Annotated in this window: 17 protein-coding genes; 12 read left to right on the plus strand and 5 right to left on the minus strand. The window is 61.5% G+C overall.

The features are described from left to right. Nucleotides 1–6: 6 nt before the first annotated feature. Nucleotides 7–678 (minus strand): PAS domain-containing protein, encoded by a 672-nt coding sequence (locus tag GOX53_RS11820; protein WP_171176519.1) that lies wholly within the window; start codon nt 676–678, stop codon nt 7–9. Between the two features lie 259 nt (nt 679–937). On the opposite strand from GOX53_RS11820, the gene GOX53_RS11825 reads away from it, so the two are divergent. From GOX53_RS11825 to phoB, 10 genes are all read left to right on the plus strand, one after another. Continuing rightward, the gene (locus tag GOX53_RS11825) at nt 938–1,828 is read left to right on the plus strand and encodes a YicC/YloC family endoribonuclease (protein WP_171176521.1); all 891 of its coding nucleotides are present in this window, start codon (nt 938–940) and stop codon (nt 1,826–1,828) included. A 9-nt stretch (nt 1,829–1,837) separates the two neighbouring features. Continuing rightward, entirely contained in the window at nt 1,838–2,479 is a 642-nt protein-coding gene (gene gmk / locus GOX53_RS11830; protein ID WP_171176523.1) for a guanylate kinase, read from the plus strand. After that, nucleotides 2,476–3,000 carry a gamma carbonic anhydrase family protein gene (locus GOX53_RS11835; protein ID WP_171176525.1) on the plus strand — a complete coding sequence of 175 codons (525 nt, stop codon included), beginning with the start codon at nt 2,476–2,478 and terminating at the stop codon, nt 2,998–3,000. Before gmk ends, GOX53_RS11835 begins: the two co-directional genes overlap by 4 nt. A gap of 20 nt (nt 3,001–3,020) precedes the next feature. Beyond that, on the plus strand, nt 3,021–4,067 hold the full coding sequence (locus tag GOX53_RS11840; RefSeq protein ID WP_171176527.1) for an ATP-binding protein: 1,047 nt from the start codon (nt 3,021–3,023) through the stop codon (nt 4,065–4,067). A gap of 538 nt (nt 4,068–4,605) precedes the next feature. Beyond that, nucleotides 4,606–5,646 (plus strand): substrate-binding domain-containing protein, encoded by a 1,041-nt coding sequence (locus GOX53_RS11845; protein WP_171176529.1) that lies wholly within the window; start codon nt 4,606–4,608, stop codon nt 5,644–5,646. Nucleotides 5,647–5,734: 88 nt separating this feature from the next. Beyond that, nucleotides 5,735–7,207 (plus strand): phosphate ABC transporter permease subunit PstC, encoded by a 1,473-nt coding sequence (gene pstC, locus GOX53_RS11850; RefSeq protein ID WP_171176531.1) that lies wholly within the window; start codon nt 5,735–5,737, stop codon nt 7,205–7,207. After that, complete coding sequence (gene pstA / locus GOX53_RS11855) at nt 7,204–8,559, plus strand: phosphate ABC transporter permease PstA (RefSeq protein WP_171176533.1); 1,356 nt, start codon at nt 7,204–7,206, stop codon at nt 8,557–8,559. Before pstC ends, pstA begins: the two co-directional genes overlap by 4 nt. Before the next feature lie 13 nt (nt 8,560–8,572). After that, nucleotides 8,573–9,370 carry a phosphate ABC transporter ATP-binding protein PstB gene (pstB, locus tag GOX53_RS11860; RefSeq protein ID WP_171176535.1) on the plus strand — a complete coding sequence of 266 codons (798 nt, stop codon included), beginning with the start codon at nt 8,573–8,575 and terminating at the stop codon, nt 9,368–9,370. Nucleotides 9,371–9,386: 16 nt separating this feature from the next. After that, complete coding sequence (gene phoU / locus GOX53_RS11865) at nt 9,387–10,091, plus strand: phosphate signaling complex protein PhoU (RefSeq protein WP_171176536.1); 705 nt, start codon at nt 9,387–9,389, stop codon at nt 10,089–10,091. 16 nt (nt 10,092–10,107) lie between these two features. Beyond that, nucleotides 10,108–10,797 (plus strand): phosphate regulon transcriptional regulator PhoB, encoded by a 690-nt coding sequence (gene phoB, locus GOX53_RS11870; RefSeq protein WP_171176538.1) that lies wholly within the window; start codon nt 10,108–10,110, stop codon nt 10,795–10,797. Nucleotides 10,798–10,917: 120 nt separating this feature from the next. On the opposite strand, the gene GOX53_RS11875 is transcribed toward phoB, so the two are convergent. Then, nucleotides 10,918–11,829: a LysR family transcriptional regulator gene (locus tag GOX53_RS11875; RefSeq protein WP_171176540.1), complete on the minus strand. Its 912-nt coding sequence runs from the start codon at nt 11,827–11,829 to the stop codon at nt 10,918–10,920. Nucleotides 11,830–11,925: 96 nt separating this feature from the next. On the opposite strand from GOX53_RS11875, the gene GOX53_RS11880 reads away from it, so the two are divergent. Together GOX53_RS11880 and GOX53_RS11885 are read left to right on the plus strand one after the other, a co-directional pair. Next, nucleotides 11,926–13,155 carry an acyl-CoA dehydrogenase gene (locus GOX53_RS11880; RefSeq protein WP_171176541.1) on the plus strand — a complete coding sequence of 410 codons (1,230 nt, stop codon included), beginning with the start codon at nt 11,926–11,928 and terminating at the stop codon, nt 13,153–13,155. Nucleotides 13,156–13,439: 284 nt separating this feature from the next. Beyond that, nucleotides 13,440–14,210, plus strand: a complete 771-nt coding sequence (locus tag GOX53_RS11885; RefSeq protein WP_171176543.1) for an SDR family oxidoreductase — start codon at nt 13,440–13,442, stop codon at nt 14,208–14,210. On the opposite strand, the gene GOX53_RS11890 is transcribed toward GOX53_RS11885, so the two are convergent. The 3 genes from GOX53_RS11890 to GOX53_RS11900 form a co-directional block, all read right to left on the minus strand. Beyond that, nucleotides 14,207–15,070, minus strand: coding sequence for an acyl-CoA thioesterase II (locus GOX53_RS11890; protein WP_171176545.1), 864 nt, complete (start codon nt 15,068–15,070; stop codon nt 14,207–14,209). The two genes, GOX53_RS11885 and GOX53_RS11890, sit on opposite strands and share 4 nt — an antisense overlap. 29 nt (nt 15,071–15,099) lie before the next feature. Then, nucleotides 15,100–16,350 carry a serine hydrolase gene (locus GOX53_RS11895; RefSeq protein ID WP_171176547.1) on the minus strand — a complete coding sequence of 417 codons (1,251 nt, stop codon included), beginning with the start codon at nt 16,348–16,350 and terminating at the stop codon, nt 15,100–15,102. Between the two features lie 79 nt (nt 16,351–16,429). Next, nucleotides 16,430–17,173 carry an enoyl-CoA hydratase/isomerase family protein gene (locus GOX53_RS11900; protein WP_171176549.1) on the minus strand — a complete coding sequence of 248 codons (744 nt, stop codon included), beginning with the start codon at nt 17,171–17,173 and terminating at the stop codon, nt 16,430–16,432. Nucleotides 17,174–17,360 lie beyond the last annotated feature (187 nt).

Here is a 17,360-nt window from a genome sequence, read left to right on the forward strand (position 1 = left end):
TCGGTCTCAGCTGTCCCGCGACACCACGAGCCGCAGATGCGGGGCAGGGGAGTCGAGTGGCGCCTGATCCTCGGCAAAGCCGGTGACCGGCTGTGGGGCAGAGGCCTTTGCCTCTGGCTGGTTCAGGTCCCGCAGGCGAGATTTGGTCACGCCGAAACTATAAGGCGTCTTGCTGATCGGTCCGTCAGCCACCATCACGCCCAAAACACGGCTGATATCACCCAAATCGCTTTTCAAGGGCAGCAAGATCATGCGCGCCTCGATCTGCGCTCGGCCCATGCGCTTTTCCGATCCCATCTCAAGCTCGGCCACGGCGGGTGTGTCGAACAGGTGTTCCAGAGTTGCGCTGATCTCACGCCGCGCAGCGGCGGTGAAAAACGCGGTCAGCGGCATGCCACGCACCTCCATCCCAGCCAGTTTGCTCAGGTGATTGCCGGCCAGACGGAACCGCGCGATGCCCGGTGCGATCCGTTCAAGGATGAAGGTGTATTCCAGAATGTTTTCCAGCCCGCGCGGGTCGATATTCGAACGGTTCGGCACACCCCCATCGGTACGCAGCGCGGTCCAATAGGCCTCGGCCTGGCGAATGGGCGACAGGCTGCGCCCGCTGCGGAACCGGTCCATTGCCACTACTTTCCCCACCTCTGATCCGGGGCCATTCCCAAAGAAGGTCCTCATCTGCATCACCCTAACGCTGGCCGATCGCTTGCCTGTTTCGCATCTCTGGCGTGCGAGCGCCGCACAGAAACAGGTTACTCAAGAGTTAACCTGACACGGGTTTATTCAATTTTGGAGCAATTCTTTAACGAATGGTTAATTTCTACTGACCAACCCCAATCTGAGCAAAGACTTGCCCTGCGCCGCCGGATGGCATTAGGTGCGGCAACGCCGGGGCCAGGGGGCTGCGGCGCCGCGAAAAGGGCAGGAAAGGGCACGCATGATCAGATCCATGACCGGATTCGCCTCGGCCAAGGGTGAGCTTGGCGCCTATAGCTGGAGCTGGGAGCTGCGCAGCGTGAACGGCAAGGGGCTGGATCTGCGCCTGCGTGTGCCCGACTGGCTGGAGGGGCTCGAGGCGGCGCTGCGCGGCACCCTTGGCAAGGCAATCGCGCGCGGCAACGTCACCCTGTCACTGCGCTTGGCCCGCAGCGAAGAAGGCGGCGCACTGACCCTGAACCATTCGGCGATGGCCGTCGCGCTGGACGCTGTGGCCGAGGTCGAAGAGGCGGCGCGTACTCGTGGTGTGACCCTAGCGCCCTCACGGGCCGCCGATCTGCTCGCCCTGCGCGGCATGATGGAGGCGGGCGCGGGCACCGATGATGGGGCGGCGCTGGTGGCAAAGCTGAAATCCGAATTCGACCCACTGGTGCGTGCCTTTCTGGACATGCGTGAAACCGAAGGCGCAGCACTTGCCGAAATCCTCGAAGGCCAGATCGGTCAGATCGAGGCGCTTTCCACTCAGGCGGCGACTCTGGCCGAGGCGCGCAAGGAACAGATGGCGGAAACGCTGCGCAGCAACCTGGCGCGGGTACTGGACAATGCCGACGGAGCCGATCCCGAACGGGTGGCGCAGGAACTGGCGCTGATCGCCGTCAAATCCGATGTCACCGAGGAAATCGACCGCCTCGCCGCCCATGTCAAGGCGGCGCGCGATCTGCTGCAAAAGGGCAGCCCGGTCGGGCGCAAGCTGGATTTCCTGATGCAGGAATTTAACCGCGAGGCCAACACGCTCTGCTCCAAGTCGCAGAATGCGGAGCTGACAGCGGTGGGGCTGGAACTGAAGACTGTGATCGACCAGATGCGCGAACAAGTGCAAAACGTGGAATAGGAGCGGCACATGACGGACCGGCGCGGCCTCTTGATCATTCTTTCCTCGCCTTCGGGCGCGGGCAAATCGACACTGGCCCGGCGGCTCATGGCATGGGACGAGGGGCTCAAGTTCTCGATCTCTGCCACCACACGCCAGCCGCGCCCCGGAGAGGAGCACGGACGGGAATACTTCTTTCTGAGCGAAGAGGAATTCAAGCAGCAGGTGATGGATGGCCAGATGCTGGAACACGCCCACGTGTTCGGCAATTTCTACGGCTCGCCCGCCGGACCGGTCCGCGAGACAATCGTCAGCGGACGGGACGTGTTGTTCGACGTGGACTGGCAGGGCGAAATTCAGATCCGGAACTCGGATCTGGGCAAACACGCGCTGTCGATCTTCATTCTGCCACCCTCGATCCGCGAATTGCGCCGCCGGCTTGAGGCGCGCGCGCAGGACAGTGACGACGTCATCTCGAAGCGGATGCTGAAAAGCTGGGACGAGATCAGCCACTGGGGCTATTACGACTACGTTCTGATTAATGACGATCTGGATGAGACCGAGGAAAAGTTGAAAACCATCGTCAGTGCCGAACGGATGCGCCGCATTCAGCAGCCCGCGTTGCAATCGCATGTGCGCGCGCTGCAGACCGAGTTCGAGGAATTGTCATGACCATCTACGCTCTGGGCGATCATGCGCCGCAGGTCCACGAGGACACCTGGGTGGCGCCCGACGCCAACCTGATTGGCAAGGTGGTGATGGAGGAGGGATCCTCGGTCTGGTTCGGCTGCACCATCCGCGCCGATCACGAGGAAATCCGTGTGGGTGCCGGTTCAAATGTGCAGGAAAACGTCGTCATGCATATCGACGCGGGCTATCCCCTGACCATCGGCAGGAACTGCACCATCGGGCATAAGGTGATGCTGCATGGCTGCACGATCGGGGAAAACTCGCTGATCGGCATGGGGGCCACGATCCTGAACGGTGCGAAGATCGGCAGAAACTGCCTGATCGGGGCCGGGGCGCTGATTACCGAGAACAAGGAGATCCCCGACAATTCGTTGGTCATGGGCGCCCCGGGTCGGGTGGTGCGTGAACTGGACGAGGCCGCCGCGCAGCGGATCACCTGGAGCGCGCTGCACTATCAGGAGAATATGCGCAAGTTCCGCGACACGCTTGTTGCGGTGAACTGAGCGCTGCGGCAGAGGGTGGGATGACCGAAGATGTGATCTCGGAGTTTGTTGCTGCGGTGCCGATGCCTGCGGTGGTGGTGGACCAGTCCGAACGCATCATCGCCGCCAATGCGGAAGCGCAGACGCTGTTGGGCCATCAGATGGTCGGGCGCCATTTCGCCACGCTGCTGCGGCAGCCGCAGATGATCGACGCCATCGAGCAGAGCCTCCGCACAAAGGGGTCGGTGAAGACACGGCACCTGTCCAATGACGGCGCGCAAGACACGACATTCGAGGTGCAATGCCGCTATGTCGACGGCATAGGCGCCGTGGGCGGCGGCGCTGTGCTGGCCAGTTTTCTCGATGTCACGCATCTGGAGCAGGCGGGTCAGATGCGGCGGGACTTTGTGGCCAATGTCAGCCATGAGTTGCGCACGCCGCTGACCGCGCTGATGGGATTCATCGAAACCCTGCGTGGCCCTGCGCGTGATGACACCGCCGCGCGGGAGCGGTTTTTGGAGATCATGGCGGATGAGGCCAACCGGATGAACCGGCTGGTGGGAGATTTGCTGTCGCTGAACCGGGTGGAAAGCGCTGAGCGTGTTCGGCCAACCGACCGGGTCGACCTGACTGGGCAGGTGCAATCCACGCTGATCTCGCTGCGCCCGCTGGCCGAGGGTGCAGGGGTGACGTTGACCCTGACGGCGCCCGAGCTGCCGGTAGTGGTGACAGGGGACAGCGATCAGTTGCGGCAGGTTTTTACCAACCTGATTGAGAACGCGATCAAATATGGTGGCGGCGGTGGTGAAGTGGATGTGACACTGACCGCATCCGACCGTGACCCGGCCGTGCGCGCGGCGGCGGCGCGGGTGCAGGTGGTGGACAAGGGCCCCGGTATCGATGCCGTGCATCTGCCGCGCCTGACCGAGCGTTTCTACCGCGCGGACAGCCACCGTTCACGCGAGTTGGGCGGCACCGGGCTGGGACTGGCCATCGTCAAGCACATCGTGAACCGCCACCGGGGGCGGTTGCGGGTGGAAAGCGAGTTGGGGAAGGGCTCGACCTTTACGGTGATCCTGCCGAGATAGGGCGTGCGGCTCAGCTTTGATCCGGGTGCGACTATTGATCACTTAAGTCACCAAGATCTGATGTGATGGACGGGGGGGTACGTTGACGTCTTGAGCAACAGAGGGTCGCGCCCTCCCTCGGGTGGGCGCTTTAACCGCGCGTGGTCTGCGGTTTATCTCGGAAGCCCCGGACGACGGTCGAGCGGTCAATGACATAGACTGAGCGCCCTCCCAAGGGGAGGGAGGGCGCAGCCCGGCGGGCTTCGCCCTTGATTCCGGGCCGGAGTTTCAGGCAACGAAGGTCGTCTATTGGCCGAAGAAGGAGTTACCCACGAAAATGGAGGATCTACGAGGAGTTCTTCACGTGATGGATCAGACGCCCGCCATATAAGCAACTATGCTCGCCGCGCATGTCTGTTTTGCGTCGCGTCTCCTGGAAAACGCGGCGGTTGTCATGAAACTGTTACACAGCTGTCACAAAAGGCTCATGCACCGCTCCTAAGAGTGCGGGCAAGATCATCATGGGGGTGATCATCAATATTCTGTCAAGGAGACTGAGATGTCCTTTGTGAAACTGTCCGCTTCGGCTTTGGCCATCGCCGCCGTATCGGCCACCGCTGCTGCCGCGCGCGATCAGGTCCAGATTGCCGGTTCGTCGACCGTTCTGCCCTACGCCTCGATTGTTGCCGAAGCCTTTGGCGAGAACTTCGACTTTCCGACCCCGGTGGTGGAATCGGGCGGTTCGTCGGCTGGTCTGAAGCGGTTCTGCCAGGGTGTGGGCACCGAGCACACCGACGTTGCAAATGCGTCGCGCGCCATCCGTGAAAAAGAAATCAAAGCCTGTGCTGAAAACGGCGTGACCGACATCATCGAAGTGCGCATCGGCTATGACGGCATCGTGTTCGCGTCGCAGCTGGACGGTCCCGCATACACTGCATTCACCCAGTCGGACATCTTCAACGCTCTGGCCCCGAAGGTCATGGTCGACGGCCAGCTGGTCGACAACCCGTACAAGAAGTGGTCGGACTTCAACGCTGACCTGCCTGCCGAAGACATCCTGGCCTTTATCCCCGGCACCAAGCACGGCACCCGTGAAGTGTTCGAAGAAAAGGTGATTGCGACTGGCTGTGAAGCCACCGGCGCAATGGAGGCCATGATTGCCGGCGGCATGTCGGAAGACGACGCGGAAGATGCCTGCCTGGAAGTTATGTCGGACGGCCGCGCTGTCGACATCGATGGTGACTACACCGAGACTCTGGCGTCGATCGATGCCAATGCAAACGGCATCGGCGTGTTCGGCCTGGCGTTCTATGAGAACAACACCGACAAGCTTAAAGTTGCGACCATGACCGGTGTCGAGCCTTCGACCGAGACCATCGCCTCGGGTGAGTATCCGGTTTCGCGTCCGCTGTTCTTCTACGTCAAGAAAGCCCATATCGGCGTAATCCCCGGCCTGAAGGAATATGCTGAATTCTTCATCTCGGACGAGATCGCCGGTGGCGATGGCCCGCTGGCCGAATACGGCCTGGTTGCGGATCCGGCTCTGAGCGAAACTCAGGAAGCCGTTGCTGCCGAAGAAGTCATGGGCGGCGGCAGCTAAATCAATCTCGATTGATTGAACCTGAGAGGCGGCGGCAGCCGCCGCCTCCATCAAACCAAGTCTTTGCGGTAAGGCTTCAGGGGGACAGATGTCCGTTTTCTGGCTTTGTATAATCGTGCTGGCGATCGCGGTCGTCGGCTTTGTTTTTGGAAGGCAGCGCGCGCTGGCAAGTGCTGGCGGCAACAGTGGATATCTGCACTCACTGCCGAACTACTACGGCTGGAACGTGTTCATGAAGGTCATTGTCCCCGCCTTTGGGTTGATGGCCATCTGGCTGATCGCCCAACCGCTGGTGATCCAGAACAGCATTTCCGGCATGATCCCCGAGAGTGAGATCAAGGAAGGCTCGAATATCGGTCTTGTCATGGCCGATGTTCGCCGCACTGCTGAAGGTCTGGACAATGCCGTTGCGGCGGGTGCCATCGATGAGGAAATGGTACAGAACGCGCGCGCAGATATCACCGACATTACTGCGCGCCTGAAGGATGCCGGGCAGGTGGTGACATCCACGATCACGCGGCCCATCCTGCGCGCCGCGCAAGCCTATCGTTCGATGACATCCAGCGCGAACCTGATCATGACGATCCTTGTACTCGCCGTGGCTCTGATAGCCGCACTTGTCGCGTCTCTTCAGTCAAACAAGGCCTACCGCGCCCGTAACGTGGTTGAGCAGGGTATCCTGGCGTTGCTGATCGCTGCGGCCTCGGTTGCCATCCTGACGACAATCGGAATTGTGCTGTCGCTGATCTTCAACACGGTAGAATTCTTCAAGCTCTATCCGGCCATCGATTTCTTCGCGCTGCTTGAGTGGGCACCGAGTTTTTCGGGGCGGGGCGGGTCTTCGGCCCTGGGTATTCTGCCGCTGCTCTGGGGCACCATTTACATTTCGATCGTCGCGCTGCTGGTTGCCGTGCCGATCGGATTGTTTGCCGCGATCTATCTATCGGAATACGCCACGCCGCGCGTTCGGGGGATCGCCAAGCCCATGCTGGAAATCCTCGCCGGTATCCCGACCATCGTCTACGGTCTGTTTGCCCTGCTGACAATCGGGCCGATGCTAGTGTCGGTCTTTGGGCAGGATGGGCTCGGCTGGATGGGTGGCGGACGTTCGGTCATGACTGCGGGCATCGCCATGGGCATCATGCTGATCCCCTTTGTCAGCTCACTCAGCGATGACATCATCAACGCGGTGCCGCAGTCGATGCGCGATGGCTCTTACGGTCTGGGCGCAACCCAATCCGAGACCATTCGTCAGGTGGTTCTGCCCGCCGCATTGCCCGGCATCGTCGGTGCGATCCTGCTGGCCGCATCCCGCGCAATTGGCGAGACCATGATCGTGGTCATGGGGGCAGGGGCCGCTGCGCGCCTGTCGCTTAACCCTTTCGACGCCATGACGACCGTGACCGCCAAGATCGTGTCGCAGTTGACCGGCGACTCGGATTTCGCCTCGCCCGAAGCTCTGGTGGCCTTTGCCCTCGGCATCACGCTCTTTGTTCTGACCTTGGGCCTCAACGTCTTTGCTCTGTACATTGTACGGAAATACCGGGAGCAGTACGAATGACCGACGCAAGCCTTCCAAAAGGCGGCGCCAAGCCGCATCTGTCGTCGCTGACCGAGCCCGATGCGCGCACCAAATCGCGCAATGCGGCGGAAAAGAGGTTCCGCGCCTACGGGGTCATCGCCATCGGAACCGGTATCCTGTGTCTGCTGGTCCTTCTTTTCGCGATCATCTCCAACGGGATCGGCGCGTTCCAGCAAACTTTTATTGAGGTACCCGTCTATCTGGATCCGGCCAAGCTGGACAAGAAGGGCGAACGCAACATTGAAGATATCAAGAAGGTATCGACCTTTGGGTACAACCCGCTGATCCAGAAGGCGGTTCTGGAGCAAGTCGAAAAGGCGGGCATCGACACGCCGCTGACCAAGCCAAAAGATATGAAAGCGATGATCTCGGCCTCTGCCGCGGGTCAGATACGCTCGATGGTCATTGAAAACCCGGATCTGATCGGCGAGACCGTCGATGTGCGGTTCCTCGCCTCGAGCCGAGTGGACGGTTATCTCAAGGACCGCGTGAAACGCGAGCATCTGGCCCGTGACAAGAACATCGATGCCGAGCATCTGGATGTTGTTGACGGGTTGCTTGAGGCAGGGGTGGTGAAGAAGACCTTCAACCCGGCGTTCATCTTCGGTGCCGACGCCTCGGAGAGCCGCGCGGAACAGGCCGGTCTGGGCGTTTCGATGATCGGGTCGTTCTTCATGATGCTGGTGGTGCTGTTCCTGGCCCTGCCGATCGGGGTTGCCGCCTCGATCTATCTCGAGGAATTCGCGCCCAAGAACCGCTTTACCGACCTGATCGAGGTGAATATCTCGAACCTGGCCGCCGTGCCGTCCATCGTCTTTGGTATCCTCGGTCTGGCCGTGTTCATCCAGTTCATCCATCTGCCGCAATCGGCGCCTTTGGTGGGCGGTCTGGTTCTGACGCTGATGACCCTGCCGACGATCATTATCTCGACCCGTGCTTCGCTGAAATCGGTGCCCCCGAGCATCCGGGACGCGGCCCTTGGGGTAGGGGCCTCGAAAATGCAGTCTGTGTTTCACCATGTGCTGCCTCTGGCCGCGCCGGGTATCCTGACCGGTACCATTATTGGCCTTGCGCAGGCTCTAGGTGAAACTGCGCCGCTGCTGCTCATCGGGATGGTGGGCTACATTGCCTCAAACGCGCCGGATGGGATTGCCAGCGGCCTGCTGGATCCGAACTCGGCCATGCCCGCGCAGATCTATGAATGGGCAAAGCGGGCCGACCCGGCTTATTATGAGCGCGCCTGGGGTGGTATCATCATCCTGCTGGTATTCCTTGTCACCATGAACACTGTGGCCGTGATCCTGCGCCGCCGCTTTGAACGCCGCTGGTAAAAGGGGCTGAGAAATGAACGATATGTCGCGAGTGGAGAGAGCCGTGGATAGTAAAGAGACCAAAATTGCCGCAAGGAAAGTGCAGGTCTATTACGGCGACAACCACGCCATCAAGGACGTAGATGTCGAAATCGAAGACAAGACGGTAACCGCTTTCATCGGCCCGTCAGGCTGCGGCAAGTCGACCTTTCTGCGCTGCCTGAACCGGATGAACGACACGATCGACATCTGCCGGGTGGAAGGCGATATCCTGCTGGATGGCGAGGACATCTATGATAAGCGCGTTGACCCGGTGCAGCTGCGCGCCAAGGTGGGAATGGTGTTCCAGAAACCCAACCCGTTCCCCAAGTCGATCTACGACAACGTTGCCTACGGTCCCCGCATCCACGGTCTTGCCAGGAACAAGGCGGAACTGGATGAGATCGTTGAGAAATCCCTGCGCCGTGGCGCGATTTGGGATGAGGTCAAGGACCGTCTCGACGCCCCCGGAACCGGTCTTTCGGGCGGACAGCAGCAACGTCTGTGCATCGCCCGCGCCGTGGCGACGGAGCCGGAGGTGCTGCTGATGGACGAGCCGTGCTCGGCGCTCGACCCGATTGCCACCGCGCAGGTCGAGGAACTGATCGACGACCTGCGTCAGCGGTACTCGGTGGTGATCGTCACCCACTCGATGCAGCAGGCCGCGCGGGTCAGCCAGAAAACCGCGTTCTTCCACCTCGGCAATCTGGTGGAGTTCGGAGAGACCGGCCAGATCTTCACCAATCCCGAAGATCCGCGCACCGAAAGCTACATCACTGGCCGGATCGGCTGAGGACAGGTATTCAGACATGACCGAACAACAACATATCGCTTCCGCATTCGACCGCGATCTCGAGGCGGTGCAGGCCCATATCATGAAGATGGGCGGGCTGGTCGAGGCGGCCATCATGGGCGCCGCCCGGTCGCTGGAGACCCGGGACGAGGAACTGGCGCAAGAGGTTCGTCAGGGCGACAAGGCCATCGACGCCTTGGAAGACCTGATAAACGAGGAAACCGCCCGGTTGATCGCCCTGCGCGCGCCCACGGCAGGCGATCTGCGGCTGGTGCTGTCGGTTCTAAAGGTGTCGGCCAACCTCGAGCGTATTGGCGACTACTCCAAGAACATCGCTAAGCGCACCACGGTTCTGGTCAACGCCGCCGAAGTGAACGGCAGTGCCTCCGCCCTGCGCCGCATGGCGCGCGAGGTCGAGGTGATGCTGCGCGATGCGCTTGATGCCTATATCCGGCGCGATGCTGAACTGGCTGCGGACGTAATCGCGCGTGATGAGGATGTGGACCAGATGTACAACGGTCTCTTCCGCGAATTCCTGACCTTCATGGCCGAGGATCCGCGCAACATCTCGGCCTGCATGCATCTGCACTTCATCGCCAAGAATATCGAGCGCATGGGTGATCATGTCACCGCGATTGCGGAACAGGTGATCTATCTGGTGACCGGAGAACGCCCGTCGGAATCCCGGCCCAAGGCCGACACCACGTCGCAAACGATCTGAAGAGGGAGCGAGACCCATGTCCGCCGATCAACCGACTGTCCTGGTTGTTGAGGACGAGCCCGCTCAGCGCGAAGTTCTGGCCTATAACCTTGAGGCCGAGGGGTTCCGCGTGTCCCGGGCGGGAAGCGGGGACGAGGCCCTGCTGCTTGTGGATGAGGATAACCCCGACATCATCGTGCTGGACTGGATGATGCCGAACCTCAGCGGTATCGAGGTCTGCCGCCGCCTGAAGTCGCGGGCCGAAACCCGGTCGATCCCGATCATAATGCTGTCCGCGCGATCCGAAGAGGTGGACAAGGTGCGCGGGCTGGAAACCGGCGCGGATGACTATGTGGTCAAGCCTTATTCGGTGGTCGAGCTGATGGCACGCGTACGTACCCAGCTACGCCGGGTGCGGCCCTCGACCGTGGGGCTGCGGCTGGAATTCGACGATATCGTGCTGGATTCCGAGACCCACAAGGTCAGCCGCGCCGACAAGCCGCTGAAACTGGGCCCAACGGAGTTCCGCCTGCTGTCCACTTTCATGGAGAAACCGGGCCGGGTGTGGAGCCGCGAACAGCTTCTGGACCGGGTTTGGGGCCGCGACATCTATGTCGATACCCGCACCGTGGACGTGCATATCGGACGGCTGCGCAAGGCGTTGACCCAGCATGGCGGCGAGGACCCGGTGCGCACGGTACGCGGCGCCGGCTACGCGTTGGGATGAGGGGATAAGCGGTTTCGAAATCGCCTTGGTCCCTCGGGTGGCAAGTGGTGTCCGCCACTACAGGCCTGGCGCGCCTGCAAAAAAAGTTGATGGCAAAGCCGCTTCGAAGCGGCTTTCGCGCTATCTGGGCAGCGCATCCTCGGGCTGCGCCTGCGCGGCCAGCCAGTGGCGAAACTCACGTAAAGAAGGGTCTTTCGACTTCGATTTCGGCCAGACCAGATAATAGGCGCCGATGGACTCCACTTCGTCTGGATATGCCGCGACCAGCCGCCCGGTCGCAAGCTCCTGCTCAACCAGATAACTCGGCAGTAAAGCCACTCCAAGCCCGTGTATGGCGGCCTGCGAGATAGTCGAGAACTGATCATGCACGGTGCTGGGCAGGGGGGCTGTGTACGTCACGTCCAACTGACCGAACCAATCCTGCCATGCCCTCGGACGGGTCTGAATGTGCAAGAGTGGCAGGCGCAGCAGGTCCTTCGGCGATTTTGGTGTTCCGTTTGGCAGAAGCGTTGGTGCGCAGACCGGCAGAACACGCTCGGATTTCAGCAGCAGGCGGTCAGTTCCCGGCCAGTCAGGTTCACCAAAATGTATTGCTGCATCAAAAGGTTCCGAGGCAAAGTTGAACGAACGCAGCCGGGTGGACATGTTGATGGTGATCTCAGGATGTAGCCGCGCAAACTCCGGCAAGCGCGGGACCAGCCAGCGCATTCCGAAAGTGGGTAGAATAGCGAGGTTCAGCGTCCCGCCCACCTGCGCCACATGCAACCGCAGCGACGCCTGGGTAATCTGGTTCAGCGCCTCGCGGATCTCAATCACATATTCCTGCGCCACCGGCGTCAGCGACAGCCGCTTTCGGTCACGCTGGATCAGGTCGACGCCCAGTTGCGCCTCGAGCGACTGCAACTGACGGCTGACTGCGCTTTGGGTCAGCGCCAGTTCCTCGGCCACGGCAGAGGCCGAGCCGAGACGGCCCAGCGCCTCAAGCGCGCGCAGGGCGGAAATCGACGGCAGAAAACGGCGGGACGCGGTCATGTATGCGTTTTACTCATGAAATGATGCGGAAGTCTTGCTGTTTTTTGCAGTTTTGGCAGGCTAGGGTGCGCGCCAAGCCGAAACAGGAGATGCGCCATGAATGCCCCCGCCACCCAACCGACCCTGCGCACCAAGGATGCCCCCAATCTGGGCCGGTTCGACTGGGAAGACCCGTTCCGCCTGTCCGATCAGCTGAGCGAAGACGAACGGATGATTGCCGCCAGCGCCCGTGCTTATGCGCAGGAAAAGCTGCAGCCGCGCGTGACCGAGGCTTTTCAGAACGAGGAGACCGACCCCGAAATCTTCCGCGAAATGGGCGAGATGGGCCTGTTAGGCACAACGATCCCCGAGGAATATGGCGGCATCGGCGCGGGCTATGTCTCATACGGTCTGGTCGCGCGCGAGGTTGAGCGGGTGGATTCGGGCTATCGCTCGATGATGTCGGTGCAAAGCTCGCTAGTGATGTATCCGATCTATGCATACGGAAGCGAAGAACAGCGCCGGAAATACCTGCCGAAACTGGCCACGGGCGAGTTCATCGGCTGTTTTGGCCTGACCGAAGCGGATGCGGGCAGCGATCCGGCCAGCATGAAGACCCGCGCCGAAAAGACCGAAGGCGGATATCGTCTGACCGGCTCCAAGATGTGGATCTCGAACGCGCCGATTGCGGATGTATTTGTGGTCTGGGCCAAGTCCGACGCCCATGACGGCAAGATCCGCGGTTTCATCCTGGACAAAGGCATGAAGGGGCTGAGCGCACCGAAGATCGAAAACAAACTGAGCCTGCGCGCCTCGATCACCGGCGAGATCGTGTTGGACGGCGTCGAAGTGAGCGAGGACGCGCTGCTGCCGCATGTACGGGGCCTGAAGGGGCCGTTCGGCTGCCTGAACCGCGCGCGCTACGGTATCAGCTGGGGTGCCTTGGGCGCTGCCGAATGCTGCTGGCACGCGGCGCGGCAATACGGGCTGGACCGGCAGCAATTCAATCGCCCGCTGGCGCAAACGCAGTTGTTTCAACGCAAGCTGGCCGATATGCAGACCGAGATTGCGCTGGGTCTGCAAGCCAGCCTGCGGGTCGGACGGTTGATGGATGACGCCAACGCGGCGCCTGAGATGATCTCGATCGTCAAGCGCAACAATTGCGGCAAGGCGCTCGAGATTGCGCGGATGTCGCGCGACATGCATGGCGGCAACGGCATCTCGCTGGATTTCCACGTGATCCGCCACATGGTGAACCTTGAGACGGTGAACACCTATGAAGGCACCCATGACGTGCACGCGCTGATTCTGGGGCGGGCGCAAACCGGGCTGCAGGCGTTTTTCTAGGGTTCGACTGCTGGCGAAAAGGCGTGTCCCGGTGGCAGGGGCGCGTCTTGCGGTATTGAGGCCTTCGCGGCTTTATTGCCTTTAAAGTTTCTTATAATCAGTATTATGTAAATATACCCCCCGGGGTGCGGAGGCCATTGTGCAACGTTTGACGTCGCGACGGCATTGGAGCGTGCTTCGATCCGGTCTAGGCTTCTCTTGATGCGCTAATGAACTGCCAAGAATGGCAGTATTGCAGTATTTTATGCCCGACACTTCGATGAACACCGCTGCGGAGAACCCGGATGGAGCTGAAAGACAAGATCGTTGTGGTCACCGGAGCCGCCGGTGGGATCGGCAAAGGTCTGGCCGAGCGGTTTGCCCGTGAGGATGCGCACACCGTTGTGTGCGCGGATATCGACATCGATGGCGCCCGGCAAGTTGCCGAAACAATTGGCGGTACCGCCATTCCCTGCGATGTCTCTACCGAAGCCGAGATCAAAAACCTGATCGCCCAGGTCGAAGATGAGATCGGTCCGATCGACCTGTTCTGCTCCAACGCGGGTATCCTGACGCTCGGTGGCCTCGATGTCCCGGATGCGCAGTGGCAGCGGATTTGGGAGGTCAACGTGATGTCTCATGTCTGGGCTGCGCGCCATGTGGTGCCGCGCATGGTCGCCCGTGGCGGCGGCTATCTGCTGAACACCGCCTCAGCCGCCGGACTGCTCAATCAGCCGGGTGCTGCACCTTATGGTGTAACCAAACATGCCGCCGTTGGCCTCGCCGAATGGCTGGCGCTGACTTACGGCGATCAGGGCATCGGGGTTTCGGTGCTGTGCCCTCAGGCGGTCCGGTCCGAGATGACGCGCGGACATGAGACCTCGGTTGCCGCAATCGACGGCATGCTGGAGCCCGAGGATGTCGCCGAAGCCTGCGTCGAGGCGATCCGCGAAGAGCGGTTTCTGGTGCTGCCGCACCCGCAGGTGCTGGATTACATCCGCCTGAAGGCTGCGGATTACGAGCGCTGGATCGGCGGAATGCGCAAGTTAAATCGGCAGTTTGGCGGCGAAACCTAACCTTTCGGACGGCGCATCAGCCCCTCTTGCGCCACCGAGGCGATCAGCGTGCCATCCGCCGTATAGATCGCCCCGCGATTGAAGCTGCGCCCCTGCCCCGTCCACGGCGCGTCCATCGTATAAAGATGCCAGTTCTCGAACGATACCGGCGCGTGAAACCACATGGCGTGATCCAGGCTGGCGCCGTTCACACCTCGGCGGAACCAACTCAGCCCGTGTGGACGCATGCCGGAACTGAGCAGCGCCATGTCCGATGCATAGGCCAGCAGGATATGTTGGGTTTGGGGATCAGTTCCCGCGGCGGCCCCCATGCGAAACCACAGGTGGTTGCGGTCATCGCTGGGCTGGGGATCGAAGAGATCGAGTGGCGCGACCTCACGCACCTCAATGGGACGCTCGCGCAGGAATTCGGTGCGGTACTTCCCTGGAATGCGGTCGAGGTATTTGCCGCGCAACTCATCCCGGCTGGGATGCGAGTCGGGGCCGTCAACCCGTGGCATCGGGTGCTGATGGTCCCAGCCCTCATCCTGAACATGGAACGAGGTCGACATGTTCAGAATCTGCCGCCCATGCTGGATCGCCACCACGCGGCGGGTGGTGAAAGAGCCGCCATCCCGCGCCCGATCCACCTGATAAATAACGGGAATGGACGGGTCTCCGGGGCGGATGAAATAGGCGTGCAGCGAATGACAAAGCCGATCCTCGACCGTCCGGTAGGCTGCCGCCAGCGCCTGTGCGATCACTTGCCCGCCATAGATCCGCGTCGGCGTCTCACCGCCCGAGCCGGTTCCGCGAAACAGATCGACCTCCAGCCGTTCGATGTCGAGCAGGTCGAGCAGTTTGCGTTCCGCGTCCGTCATGTGGGCCTCCTTTGGCGTCGGCGCCGGGTTTACCGCCTGTTTGCCCAGTCCACCAGTGCCGCGTGGATCAGCGCCTTGAGTTCGGCCCGCGAGGGATATGAGCTGGATGGCGACAACTGCGTAAAGAAGATCACCGTCAGGTCTTGCACCCGGTCCAGCCAGAAAAAGGTCGAGGCCATGCCGCCCCAGCTGAAATCCCCCATCGAGCCGGGACATCGGGCGCGTGCCGGGTCCAGCACCACCGCGCCGCCCAAGCCAAAGCCCATGCCCTCCATCGGCTGTTCGGCAAAGCTCTGGGGTCCCATCGAAGCAATGTCGCCCGGCAGATGGTTACGCATCATGAACTCCAGCGTCCGGGGTCCAAGTAGACGGTGCCCGTCAACCTCGCCACCCCGGCGCAGCATCTCGGCAAAGCGGGCGTAATCGTCGATGGTGCCGACCAGCCCGCCGCCGCCCGAGTGCATCTGGGCGCCCTCGAACGGCGAATGGTCTGCCTGATCGACCAGCCGCAAGGTCTCTCCTCCGCTGCGCGCCGCATTCAGCGCCATCGCGTCACCCGCCAGCGGTGTGTAGAGCGAGGCGAACCGGTCCCCTGCCCCATCCGGCACCGCAAACGCGGTCTCGGTCATGCCGAGAGGCGCAAAAATTTCCTCTGCAAAGAAGTCGCCCAGCGATTTTCCAGTTACCACCTCGATCACGCGGCCGAGAATATCGATGCCTACCGAATATTCCCAACGGATGCCGGGCTGGAAGGCCAGCGGCAGCCTTGCCACCAGATCCACCATGTCGGCCAACACACCCTGATTGGGTTTGAACAGCAGGTCCTGCGCGTCCATCTCCTGCGCCAGAACACCGGGGTTGAACGGATAGCTCAGGCCGCCGGTATGGGTCAGCAACTGGTGCAGGGTCGGCGTGGGCGCCGATTCGACCTGATCGAGCCGCTCCGCACCGGGGGCGAGCGCCTGCATGTCCTTGAAACCGGGGATGAAATCCGACACCGGCGCGTCGAGATGAAACAGCCCGCGCTCGGCCAGCATCATCACCGCTACCGAGGTGATCGGCTTGGTCATCGAATAGATCCGCACTAGCGTGTCGCGGGCGAAAGGCAGGTCCTTTTCGACACTGCGCAGCCCGCAGGCGTTGAAATACACCTCCTCCCCGCCGCGCATCACCAACACCGAACTGCCCGGATATTTACGCTCGTCCACATATCGCTGCATCCAGGTGCCGATCCGGTCCAGCCGCGATCGGTCGAAGCCGCGCGTGTTGGCGAGTGTCATATTGTCATCCCTTTTGCCGATCCCGGGTGTGGTCCGAGTGTTGACCGATCTGCGCGCCCGGTGAAAGCCCGAATGCCCGTCACCCGATCATGCGCCGCATCGCGGGCTTGGTTTCTTCGGTGAACCAGCCGCCCTCGGGCGCCTTGGCGCCCTCTGCCATCCCCGCTTCGATCAGTGCGATCGTGGTGCCGCGGATCTGGCGTTTGACCGAGGCATAGGTCTTGGGCGGGATTTGTGCCAGCGCCGTTGCCTCATGTAGGGCGCGGTCCAGAACGTTTTCGTCCATCGCGTCCACCACGCCGAGCCGATATGCGGTCTCCGCATCCATCGGCTGTCCGGTCAGCATCAGGCGGCGCAGCGTGTTGGGATCGAGCGTCGCCCGCGCGATCTCCATCGGCGCCAGCGGGAAATCGGCTCCGACGCGAACTTCGGCCAGACCCAGCTTGGCGTGAGGCGCAGCCACGCGGATGTCGCTGCCCAGCACAAAGAACAGCCCTCCGGCAATTGCCGCGCCATTCACCGCACAGACCGTCGGTTTCGGGCAAGCGAAGAGCGACAGGAAACCTCTGTTCAGCCCGTCGACGATCGCGTGCTGCTGTGGTAGATCGAAATCTTGCGCCTCCTTCAGATCGAGCCCGGCGGAGAACACCTTGAACGGGCTGGTCAGGACGATGGCGCGCACCTCCGGGTCTTGCGCCATGGCTTCCATCCGGGCCGCGAAATCCATCAGAAATTCGGCACTTAATGCATTGACCGGTGCCCGGTTCAGCCCCAGTTCGACAATCCCGTCGCCGTGGTCGGTTCGTGTCAGCAACTCGGTCATCGCGCTTCTTCCTCCCCGTCTGTCCCTTGTACCGTAGCGGGGCCACGTAGCTTCGGTCGAGCTTTTCAGGCATCGGAACCGGCGTGACGCGGTGTCACGACGGCGCTGGATCGGCATCCTCTTGCCCGTCAGGGGCTGGTACGATCTGAAACGCGCAACCATGCGGTGATCCTGCTACTCTGCCCCA

The sequence above is a fragment of the Ruegeria sp. HKCCD8929 genome, assembly GCF_013031405.1.
Taxonomy (GTDB): domain Bacteria; phylum Pseudomonadota; class Alphaproteobacteria; order Rhodobacterales; family Rhodobacteraceae; genus Ruegeria.